The 11,739-nt window shown below is 42.2% G+C and carries 9 protein-coding genes and 1 other RNA gene; 1 reads left to right on the top strand and 9 read right to left on the bottom strand.

Annotation, left to right across the window (positions count from 1 at the left end; all coding sequences use genetic code 11):
* Window positions 1–149: 149 nt before the first annotated feature.
* Window positions 150–1,937 carry a B12-binding domain-containing radical SAM protein gene (locus DW125_RS12030; RefSeq protein ID WP_117538300.1) on the bottom strand — a complete coding sequence of 596 codons (1,788 nt, stop codon included), beginning with the start codon at window positions 1,935–1,937 and terminating at the stop codon, window positions 150–152.
* Between the two features lie 65 nt (window positions 1,938–2,002).
* Here DW125_RS12030 and ffs point away from each other — a divergent pair.
* Window positions 2,003–2,266: signal recognition particle sRNA large type (ffs, locus tag DW125_RS12025), an RNA gene on the top strand.
* 3 nt (window positions 2,267–2,269) lie between these two features.
* On the opposite strand, the gene tadA is transcribed toward ffs, so the two are convergent.
* The 8 genes from tadA to DW125_RS11985 all read right to left on the bottom strand — a co-directional run bounded on the left by tadA (window position 2,270) and on the right by DW125_RS11985 (window position 11,733).
* The gene (gene tadA, locus DW125_RS12020) at window positions 2,270–2,767 is read right to left on the bottom strand and encodes a tRNA adenosine(34) deaminase TadA (protein ID WP_117538336.1); all 498 of its coding nucleotides are present in this window, start codon (window positions 2,765–2,767) and stop codon (window positions 2,270–2,272) included.
* A gap of 19 nt (window positions 2,768–2,786) precedes the next feature.
* On the bottom strand, window positions 2,787–3,731 hold the full coding sequence (locus DW125_RS12015; protein ID WP_117538299.1) for a DUF6128 domain-containing protein: 945 nt from the start codon (window positions 3,729–3,731) through the stop codon (window positions 2,787–2,789).
* Between the two features lie 46 nt (window positions 3,732–3,777).
* Window positions 3,778–5,226 carry a deoxyguanosinetriphosphate triphosphohydrolase gene (locus tag DW125_RS12010; protein ID WP_117538298.1) on the bottom strand — a complete coding sequence of 483 codons (1,449 nt, stop codon included), beginning with the start codon at window positions 5,224–5,226 and terminating at the stop codon, window positions 3,778–3,780.
* Window positions 5,227–5,241: 15 nt separating this feature from the next.
* Window positions 5,242–6,432 (bottom strand): hypothetical protein, encoded by a 1,191-nt coding sequence (locus DW125_RS12005; protein ID WP_117538297.1) that lies wholly within the window; start codon window positions 6,430–6,432, stop codon window positions 5,242–5,244.
* 469 nt (window positions 6,433–6,901) lie between these two features.
* Window positions 6,902–7,354, bottom strand: coding sequence for a hypothetical protein (locus tag DW125_RS12000; protein ID WP_117538296.1), 453 nt, complete (start codon window positions 7,352–7,354; stop codon window positions 6,902–6,904).
* Complete coding sequence (locus DW125_RS11995) at window positions 7,351–8,871, bottom strand: Y-family DNA polymerase (RefSeq protein WP_117538295.1); 1,521 nt, start codon at window positions 8,869–8,871, stop codon at window positions 7,351–7,353. The genes DW125_RS12000 and DW125_RS11995 overlap by 4 nt, the downstream gene beginning before the upstream one ends.
* A 301-nt stretch (window positions 8,872–9,172) precedes the next feature.
* Entirely contained in the window at window positions 9,173–10,336 is a 1,164-nt protein-coding gene (locus DW125_RS11990; protein WP_117538335.1) for a MalY/PatB family protein, read from the bottom strand.
* Between the two features lie 236 nt (window positions 10,337–10,572).
* Window positions 10,573–11,733, bottom strand: a complete 1,161-nt coding sequence (locus DW125_RS11985) for a phosphopentomutase (RefSeq protein WP_117538294.1) — start codon at window positions 11,731–11,733, stop codon at window positions 10,573–10,575.
* Window positions 11,734–11,739: the final 6 nt, after the last annotated feature.

The raw sequence follows: 11,739 nt of genomic DNA, 5'->3' as shown, positions 1-11,739 counted from the left end.
ACCATTGCCGGCAAAATCATAGTAGCTACCATAGCTACAATCACAATCATAATGATAACTGCGACTGCTTTTTTTACTCTTTTATCATTAAAATTCATATTTCTTCCTTCCTCTCTATGCGTTATGCGTTTATATTTTACCCTCTTTTTCTATGCTTTGCAACGATTTTCCCCACAATCTGCCAGACTGTCGATCAGACAGATTCTTGCATCCTGCGTAAGAGGATTTCGTTCCAGATAATCAAACAAAACTGTTTTCTGTAATCTTGAAAATCTTTCCAGATGCGTCATTTTACGCAGCTGGTTTTTGTCATATTTGTTATAGGAAGTAAGATAACGCCTTTCTTTATCTTCTGTTTCATAAAACTGACGGTATTCTTCCTTCGTAAGCACTTCTTTTCCTGCAAATGCCGGTCTGGATTTTGCATTTTCACGCAGATAATAATCATACGTCAGCAATTCTCTGTAGTATTCCACTTTTTTCGGATGATATTCACGTACAAATCCAAGCAATATCTCATAGCGCTCGCTTCGTTTATGATTAACCTGATGATAATTTTGTTTCTTATAATAACTCCAGAGTTTCTCATACATGGTAAATGCACTCTCATATTCTTTTCCCAGTTCTTCAAGCGTCTCTTCAAATTGTCTGCTGTTATAATAAACTTCAACCATTTCTTCAATGCCTTTTAGATGTAAGATTTCCTCATAAGAGATCCATCTGGTCGAAAGCACTTCGTATGGCGGTGTACTTTTATACTGCAATCCATAATCTTCTTTTTTTGTTTCCATATAAGAACCTTTCAGAACTTTCAGGAAACCAAGCTGCAACTGTTCCGGGCGCATTCGGTATACATCATCAAAAGACACTGCAAAACTTTTGATATCCTCAAATGGCAATCCGGCAATCAGATCCAAGTGTTGATGGATATTTCCTGCCTGATTGACTCTTGCCACTTTTGCAGCAAGCTTATCAAGATCCATTGTTCGATGAATCTCCCGGATCGTATCCGGATTCGTTGACTGTACGCCGATTTCCAACTGGATCAATCCCGGACGCATAGCAGTAATAATCTCAAGTTCTTCTTCATTTAACAGATCCGCCGACACTTCAAAATGAAAATTCGTAATTCCATTATCGTGTTCTTCCAGATATTTCCATATTGCCAGTGCATGGTCATGCTTGCAGTTAAATGTACGGTCTACAAATTTAACCTGCGGAACTTTATGATTCAGGAAAAACTGTAATTCTCGAAATACAAGATCAAGGCTGCGGAAACGAAGTCTCTTATCTATAGAAGAAAGGCAATAGCTGCATGCAAACGGACAGCCTCTGCTTGTCTCATAATAGATGATTTTATGTTCAAAATCTTCCAGATGTTCATATACAAACGGGACTTCGCTCAGATCGATCGGCTGCCGCCACGGTGTTTCTACTACTTCGCCGTTACTGTCACGAAATGTAATTCCATCAATCCCGGCCAGCACATCATCCGGGATCTCACATCCGTTCATTTCCTGTTCTGTCTGTACATATGCTTCACACAATGCATGAAAAGTCAGTTCGCCTTCTCCTTTCATTACACCGGTAACTTCCGGCAGTCTTCGAAGTACATCCGGTGCGTCATAAGAAACTTCCGGGCCGCCGGTCCAAATCTTAAGATTCGGACGGACTTTTTTTATTTCCCGGATCAGTTCTTCAACATATTTTAAATTCCAGATGTAACATGACAGACATAAAACGTCGGGCTGCCTTTCGTAGACATCCCGCATAATATCATCCATCTGCTGGTTGATCGTATATTCTCCGATCTCAATCTGTAATTCATTATTTTCCTGTTCTGTGTGGCAGTGCAGGTCAGCGTATGCTTTCAGACAATAGACTGCTAAATTTGAATGTATATATTTGGCATTGATCGCTGCCAGCAAAATCTTCATTGTATATTTCCTCCAATTCCGGTATTTCCATTGACAATTCGGGCAAAACACGTTAAAATATAGACTCGTGCAGCCGGGGTGTTAGCGGTACCTTGTACCTACAATCCGCTATAGTAGGGGTGATATTGCGCAGAGGGCATTTTTCTTTCGGAGCTGCCCTTAATAAGTGGCGTTGATGACTGGGTCTTACGCGACGGGAATCTGTGAACCGTGTCAGGTCGGGAACGAAGCAGCACTAAGCAGAACCTCCCGGGTGCCGTAAGGCAGCCTGGTCTGAGTTAACTGTTAAGGTAACGTCCGGGAGAAAGTGTTCGAAGCGCAATGCACGTTTTTTATTTCTTGTTTTTATTTTCTCCCTGTTTTTTCAATTTCTTGGTTTCTCTTAGTTCTCTGAAAAAATCTTTCATCATCTGACTGCATTCTTCTTCTAAAACTCCTGTTTCCAGCTCAACTTGATGATTAAATTCCGGCATCTGCAATAGATTCAAAATAGATCCGGCACATCCGGCTTTTGGATTCATACAGCCGACCACAACCCTGTCAATCCTTGACTGCACCAGTGCACCGGCGCACATCTGACAAGGTTCCAGTGTCACATACATCGTACAACCTTCCAGCCGCCAGTCATCTAATTTCTTACTCGCTTTTTTGATCGCCGCCAACTCCGCATGAGCCAGTGTATTCTTATCAATCGTCCGGCGATTATATCCCCTGCTGATGATCTTCCCGTCCCGGACAATTACACAACCAATCGGTACTTCCCCGATCGCATATGCTTTCTTTGCCTGTCTGATTGCCTCTTTCATGTATTTTGCATCTGTATCTGTCATCTTCCGCTGTCCTTTTTCTTTATTTTCTGACACGCCTGCACCAGTATCCAAATCGCTCTTCTTCACTGTCTGCTGCCTGCGCTTCTTTTTTGTCTATGTTATCATCTACAATTGTTTCTGCAGTTTTATTTATATTTTCATCTATAGTATTGTCAAATGCCAGTTCCTCTGCCATAACAAATTTCCCAAATCCGAAAACGCCTGCTGCCTGCGCTTCTTTCTCATGATACACTCCCGGTACTCCCAGATAACAGCCATCCTCTTCTTCCAGGAAAAGTAAATGCCCGTAATTATAATAGCCATGTAATAGAAAGCGGTTATTCGCTAATTTCCATTCGCACCGCGGCAGCCTTGCGATCTCCCGTCTTGTGATTCGGTGTGCATTACATTTTTCCATATGCTCTGTGGCTGCTTCAGATGCGGATATCTCCGGGGAAAAATAGGTTTCTGTTTCTGAACTTATTTTCTCCGATGGCTTTATGTCTTTGCCTGAAGCATGATCTGAAATCAGTACCGGTTCATCTTCTATCCCATCTTTTGTATCTAAATTAAGACTGGGCTCTGTATTCGACTTTTCTTTTTTAGATGTACTTTCACTTTCCTCACCCAGCCACAAGCGCTCCGGCACCACCGGCATGTCATTCCACAATGCCGCATAATAATTATTTCCTTCTTTCATAAGAAGTACGCCGCACACAGTATGGCCTTTCATTTCATAACAAAAGCGATAATTAACAGCAGGGTTGATATTTCCAATCTCACCCTGCCTGATTCCAACGTAGCCTCTGTCTTCTTCACAAAGCAGGTACAGGAACAATGTCCGTTCACTTCCGAGGCGCAGCCCCTTTCCGTGAATGTGTACCATTCCTCTTGCTCCGCTTTGTTCCACTTTTACAAAACCCACATTCCTTATTCTTTTCCCCTGATCGTATTCATACAGATATCGGATAAATTGCTTCACCATTCCACATCCTGTCTGGTTTATTTATCACAATCTATTCCATGTCCTGTTAAAAAATACCACTCCACGGCCAATCCATTGCTTTGAGTTCTTGATACAGCTGTTTGGCGTAGCTGTCTGTCATTCCACAAATATAATCAGTCACCAGAAGCAGTCTTAAATACAGCCGTTCAATATCTGATTTTCCTTTTGCCTGCAAATGATACGCACTTTTATAATTGCTCGATATAAAAGAAACCATACGCACATCCAGCGATTCTAACTTCTCCGGCTCATCGTCATAGCTGATGATCGCATGCATGAACTTGTCCATCAGGAAATCCAGAACAGCCTCTTCTGCAACTTCCATCCGGTAGATCACATCGGACGTAAACACTTCCCGGTATGCCAGCTTTCCGAGCATGTCCATTAATTTCTCCGCTTCTGTATGATAAAACAGATCATGCGGATATTTTCCTGCCATAATCTGATCATAATTAGAAGTAAATCCATAAGTTGCCTGACCGATGAGAAATCCCTGCACGCATATGATCCAGTTCTTAATCGCATACGCTTCCGGATGTGCGACATTTTTTTCTTTCCCACGTAAATACAACTCTTCCAGTACATCTGCCGGGGAAAATGTCTCTGTCTGCTCCGATTTCGTTAATCCTTGCACTTCTTTCAGCTCTTCCAGCAATGTATGGTAACTGATAAATTTCTTAATAAACGCATCTTCAATATCTGCTGTCTTGTACGCGATATCATCTGCCGCTTCCAATATATATGTCAGCGGATGACGGTTACCGTTTGTTCCGGTTTCTTTTTCAATCTCCCGGAAAATCTCCTCATCCGCATAATAATATCCCATTTTTTTCTTCTTAATATCTTCTGAATGAGGATCCATCTGATGGGACGGCACAGGATACTTTACAATTGTATTCAATAACGCATATGTCAGGTTCATTCCATGCTCATCCACCAGAAAGTGTAATTTCGTTACCAGTCTGAGTGCCTGCGCATTTCCTTCAAAATGATACAGATCTGCAAGCATCTGTTCATTCAGAAGCTGATCGACCGGGCGTCCGTGAAATTCGATCTTTGAAAGATTTCTTTCAAACCACTCTCTTATCGCGACCTCACCGTAATGACCGAACGGCGGATTACCAATGTCATGGATCAATCCGGCACACTGTAAAATATTACAGATATCTTCCTTCATGTGCGGTTTGAAGCCCTCATCCTTTTTATATAACAGAATATTTTCCGCAATATTCTGTCCCAACGACCTGGCAATCGAAGATACTTCCATAGAGTGTGTCAGCCTTGTCCGTATAAAATCGCTCTTGTCCAGTGGGAACACCTGCGTCTTATCCTGCAAACGGCGGAAAGAAGCGCTTCCGATAATTCTGTGATAATCTTTTTCAAATTCACTTCTCAGATCCGTATTGCCATCCGTCCTGCGGCCGGATCCGGACTCTCTGCTTCGCTTTGTCGATAATAGCTGTTCCCATTTCATATATCTTCACGCTTTCTAATCGAGGTAAATCGGTGAAACATAATCATCACCAAGTTCTACTTTCTTTCGTTCCTGCTCACCAAGAAATGCCCACTCTGTCATATCCTGCCATTTGTGATCTTTGCGGCTGTAAACCTGTACATAACCGATACGTTTCGGATGCATCCGCACACTGTTGGACTCATATTCACGACCGGTATATGGATTCATCTCACCAATGGATAAATCCTCTGTCTCTTCTTCCTGCTCGTTCTCTTTCGCAACAGCTTCCTCAAATGCTTCTGCAAATTCCTCTTCTACCGGTGATACTTCTGCTTCTGGTTCTGTTATTTCCTCACCGAGTTCTTCCTTATATTCTTCTTCCGGTTCTGTTATTTCCGGTTCCGGCACTGGTTCCGGTTTTGGCGACGGTTCCTGTTCCGGTTGCTGTTTCTGTTCTTCCACTTCCGCCTGCTTTACGCCTTCTGCTTCCTTGTCTGCATGTTTGCCAGTCATTCTCTGGAAATAATCCTTCCAGCTGTGGTGTTTCTTTTTCTTCACCGGTTCTTCTGATTTTGCTGTCGGTTCTTCATCTTCCGCTGTTGACTCTGGCTCTTCCGGCTCCGATGTTGTCTCTTCTGCTTCTCCTGTTGTGACCTCTGAAACTTCTTTCCGGTTCTCCTCTTCAAATGTTTCCCGGATCAGTTCCTCTGTCTCTCGGAAATCATCATATTCCTCTACAGGTTCTCCCACAGGCTCTTCTACAGGCTCTTCGTAGATTTCTTCCGTTACTTCTTCCACCGGTTCTTCTTCATAAAATCTCTCTTCCGTTGGTTCTTCGTAGACTTCCTCTTCCGGCTCTTCGTAAACTTCTTTCGTTGATTCTTCGTAGACTTCCTCTTCCGGCTCTTCGTAAACTTCTTCTGCTGTCTCTTCTACAATCTCTTTTTCCGGCTCTGCTGCCACTTCCTGTATATGTTCCATGCTGTCATTTTCAGCAGCTGTATCCTCTCCCAGAATATTCAATTGAAAAGGACAGCCTAATATACTCGCGATTGTTCGCATATCCTGCTCTTGAAAATTATCGCGATTCAGTCTCTGCGTCATATTCTGACGGGACATCTTCTTTCCCGTCTGCTCTTCAATGAGCTTTGCAAGCTCTTTGATCGTCATACCTTTTCTCTTTAAGATAATCTTGACTTGCTCTCCAAATGTCAAATCCAGCATAGCTTATCCTCCTTATTCTATTCCATAAAAGCTCCCCATATTTACCTTATTTATTCTATCAAATACATAAACGAGCGTCAACTTGCACACAGCTATAATACGGAAAACATATCATGCCGATTTTAGCATCAAAACAGACTCTTCTCTTAATATAAAAATGCATACCTAAATAAAGACGGATACCAATTCGTTCATTGATATCCGCCTTTATTCTGATTGTTCTTCCATCTTCATTACCTTCTACCTTTTGGTGGTCCGTACCTTCCTTTCTTAATATCGTTGTCCTCCTGCGTTACACCTCGGACACTTTCAATTGTATAATTGAAATCGTATAACAAATGAATTATTTACAGCTCGCGTCTGTCTTATAATTTCGATTTGTTATTTTGTAATTACATTATAGCCTTGTATTATATATTTGTCAATATATTTTTTGTATTTATTTTCATTTTCAGATTATTTGAGAGCGTCAGACGTTATCCAGTGTAGGATCTTCTATCTCTTCCAGCTCCACAATATCTCCCAGCGGAATTTCCATCCCGTCTTTTAATACCAGGTGATTTGTCTCAGAATCTATCCTTTTAAATATTCCTGTTGCGATTTTGTAATCTCCGCCATCTTTTTCTTTGTCTGCGACAAAATATTCACACCTGATATAAATCTCCCCTTCACTCTGGCAAATATGATCTAAGGCATAATCCAGTTCTTCCCGGTAACCTTCATCCTGTATAATCTTATACTTTGTCAACCGGCGTTCCTCCTGCAATTCTTCTTTATGACCGGTCAGGGCTGCAAATGGTGCAAACTGTGCTGCTCTTGCTTCCAGCGACATACGGGGATGCTTTCTGGATGTTGGATGTGGAAGATCTATGATATCTTTGTACTTTTTTTCTGCACTCTCAAATTTTCCATACACGCTCATGCTTTGTGTCCTCCAATCTGGCTGTTTCGCTCCACTGCCGTCGCGCCTTCCTGCAGATTCATGCCTTTTAAGATTGCATTTTTCCCGAACTTTTTCTTAATATCCAGCACTGCCTTCTGCATTTTCTTTTCCCGTTCCAGCTCTTCCTGCTCCTGTTGCTTCTTCTGCGGTTCATCCGGATCATTGTCAAATAGCGAAAGCTGTTCAAAGCCGTTCTTTTCCTGCGCCGCAGATTCCGACACTACATGATTCGCTGTGATTGTAATACGTCTGACTAGAAGTTCCGGATCTACGATCCGGTCATATAATTCCAATACCGCTTCCATAATTTTTTTCGTTGAAGATGTCCACTTTTCTAAATTTGCCGTACCATGAGCATGCTTTGGCACTTTGCGTCCATAACGATCCGTCGCTACTTCACCTTTAAATTGACTTTTTCCTTTTTGATTCGCCAGATTCTCCCTGTCAAAACCAATCGTCAGGACAATCTGATCTGTCACCAGCTGCTTTTCCACCAGATCCAGAACTAACTGGTCTGTCATTTCCTTTACAACAAGTTTTGCCTGTTTCCCGGAATAAGGACAATGCAATACCTGTCCGGCGCCCATACTGTTCTGCTCCGGCCGGTAAGCTTTTACATATTCCATCGTACATGGCTCATATCCCCACGCATGATCGATCAATAATTCTGCATTCACGCCAAACATCTTGTATAAAAGTTCTTCATTATAATACTCATTCTCTTTTCCGATAGAACATCTCGCAATGTCACCCATTGTGTAAAGGCCGGCAGTTTCTAATTTCTGTGCATATCCATGACCTACTCGCCAAAAATCCATAAGTGGTCTGTGATCCCACAATATTTTCCGGTAAGATCTTTCATTTAATGATGCAATTCTCACACCGTTTGCGTCCGGCTCGATATGTTTCGCCACAATGTCCATTGCCACTTTGCACAAATACAGATTCGTCCCAATCCCTGCCGTAGCCGTAATTCCGGTTTCTTTCAGTATATCCTGTATGATCTTCTCTGCCAGTTTCTTCGCCGTTAATCCATACGTTTTCAAATAGTGTGTCACATCCAGAAATACTTCATCAATCGAATATACATGCATGTCTTCCGGTGCAATATATTTCAGATATATACCGTAAATCCGACGGCTGTAATCCATATAAAGCGCCATCCTCGGAACAGCAATAATGTATTGTAATTCCAGTTCCGGATGCTGTTTTAACTCTTCCATATTATAGGAATCTCCGGTAAACTTTCTTCCCAGAGCCAGACTTTTTCGCTTCCTGTTTATTTCGCTGACTTTTTGTACTACTTCAAATAAACGTGGTCTTCCCGGAATTCCACATTTTTTTAAAGAAGGAGAGACTGCAAGACAGATTGTTTTCTCTGTACGACTTGGATCCGCAACAACCAGATTCGTTGTCATCGGATCTAAATCACGTTCCTGACATTCCACAGATGCATAAAATGATTTTAAATCAATCGCTATATAGGTGTGTTCCATCTCGCATTCTCCTTTTCTCAAATCAGAACATATGTTCTAATTATTATAATCTATTTTTCATATTTCGTCAAATATCTGAACCTACCGGATCTGCCACCGGTAGCTTCCTCGTCGCTATAATCGAACAGGCTAACTCCTGTTCGATTCGTATACCATCTCGCTTGGCAGCTCGCTGATTAGCGGTCGTCAAATGTTGCTATGCAAGCATAGCACATTTTCCTCGTCGCCATAACAAAAAGTATACTCTCCGCCGGAAAGTATACTTTCATTATCTGTCATATCTTAAGATCTCATACACACACTACTTCTTCAGTTCTCTTACCAATGCATCCACGCCGATTTTCACATTTTCCGGCGATGTAGCCAGATTCATACGGATAAATGTGCCAAATCTGCTACCACCGAACCAGTCACCAAAATCAACTGCCAGATGGCATCTTTTCTGCACAACTTCTTTGACTTTTTCTGCCGGAACATATGCGCCCAGATCGATCCAGCACAAATATGTTCCCTCCAACGGCGAGACTACTACATCCGGAAGTTCTTTTTCAAATGTTTCTCTGACATATGCTTCATTTTCACGGATCTGTGCTTTCACACTTTTCAACCAGGAAGCTCCTGTCCGGTATGCCGCCTCTGCTGCGATATATCCAAACGGATTACCACTTCTGACACGGATTCCATCTACAAATGTATCCCATTTCTTCCGGAGCTTATCATCTGGAATGATCACAATGGAATTCTGTCCGCCGGCAAGGTTAAATGTCTTCGACGGCGCTGTGATTGCTACCATCATATCTGCATACTCACCAACAGATAAAGACGGTACATGCGGATGTTCACTGAAGATCAGATCATGATGAATTTCGTCCGAAATCACATATACCTGATGCTTTCTGCAGATTTCAAATAATGTCTTTAACTCCTCTTTTTTCCATACACGTCCTGCCGGATTGTGCGGTGAACACAGAATAAATATTTTCACCTGATTCTCTACAATTTTCTTCTCAAAGTCTTCATAATCTATATGATATTTTCCGTCTTCGTTGATCAGATCTGAACAGATCAGCTTCCGGTTATTATTTTTCACTGCATGCAGGAACGGATAATATACCGGCGTATTGACGATCACTGCATCCCCCGGCTCTGACAGAATCTGCACAAACCAGTGAAATGCCGCAACCACACCAGGTGAAAATCGCATCCATTTCTTCTCTACCGTAAATCCGTGCTGCTCCTTTTCCCATTTTATAAATGCTTCATAATAGGACTCCGGTATTTTATAATATCCAAATACTCCCTGCTCTACATATTCTTTCAGGGCATCCACCACCCCCTGCGGCACGCGGAAATCCATATCTGCCACCCACATTGCATGTAAGCCTTCCTCGCCAAACATGCCTGTCTGGCCATCCCATTTGTTACAGTTTGTATTTTTACGATCTACATATACAAGTTCTTCCATACCATATACCATCCATTTCTTTTGTACTTGCATTTACAATGCTAACGTCATTATAGCACGATTTTTTCTGTTCCCCTATCCCCCAATATATCCTATCATCTTTTTGCACAAATCATGCTGCAGAGTTTCTAAAATGTGCGCTTCATATTAATGAAAAAATTTACGCAAAAAGACCCTAAAGTCTTTCTTGCATGAGTAAACTCATACAGAATTTAACCTTAGGGTCCCTTCTATCATTATCTCAATTTATCCGCAAAGCTGCTGCCGTCACCGGTATAATCAATCTGGAACAACTCACCGATCGTAGCTGCAATATCTGCATACGTGTCTCTCGTTCCAATGTTGATTCCCTGTTTCCATGCCTTGCTGTATCCAAGAAGCGGCACAGTCTCTCGTGTATGATCTGTTCCCTTGTATCCCGGATCACATCCGTGATCTGCAGTAATAAAGAGCACATCATCATCCCGCATATTTGCAAGAAATGTTCCGAGTGCTTCATCAAATTCATTCAACGCATTTGTATAACCCGGAATATCTCTGCGGTGTCCATACATCATATCAAAATCAACCAGGTTGATATAGCAAAGTCCGTCAAAATCTTTTTTCTGGATTTCGAATACTTTCTCCATATTTTTTGCATTTCCATGATTCGGTGTTGTCTCAGTCAGTCCCTGACCTGCAAAAATATCATAAATCTTTCCGACACCGATCACATCTTTTCCTGCTGCCTTTAACTGATCCAGAATCGTCGGTTTCGGAGGCACCAGTGAAAAATCATGTCTGCGGTCTGTTCTTGTAAAGTTCGGATACTCACCGACAAACGGTCTCGCAATAACTCTCGCTACTGCATGATCTCCCATCAAAATCTTTCTTGCAATCTTACAGTATTCATATAATGTCTCAATCGGTACGACTTCCTCGTGGGCTGCAATCTGAAATACACTGTCCGCAGAAGTATACACAATCAGCGCGCCTGTCTCCATGTGCTCTTTTCCATAGTCACGGATTACATCCGTTCCGGAATATGGCTTATTACAAAGCACTTTCCGTCCAGTCTGCTTCTCAAATTCTGCCAGCACCTCCTTCGGAAATCCATCCGGGTAAACCGGGAACGGTTTTGGTGAGATCACACCTGCCATCTCCCAGTGACCGATGGTTGTATCCTTCCCCTGGGAACTCTCATACAGTCTTCCATAACAGCCTTCCGCTGCCTGATCCTGATTTCCATATCCCATATCATCAATATGGTAAATGCCAAGTTTTTCCATATTCGGAATGTTCAATTTTCCTGAATCATAACAGGTTTTCCAGGTATTACTTCCTTCATCTCCAAACTGCGCCGCATCCGGTGCTTTTCCGATTCCTGCGCTGTCCAGTACGATCCAAAATGCTCTCATCCCGGT

This window comes from Dorea sp. AM10-31, assembly GCF_003435815.1.
In the GTDB taxonomy this organism is placed as follows: domain Bacteria; phylum Bacillota; class Clostridia; order Lachnospirales; family Lachnospiraceae; genus Dorea_D; species Dorea_D hominis.
The sequence above is the reverse complement of the archived record's forward strand: the minus strand, read 5'-3'. Positions and strand labels throughout refer to the sequence as shown.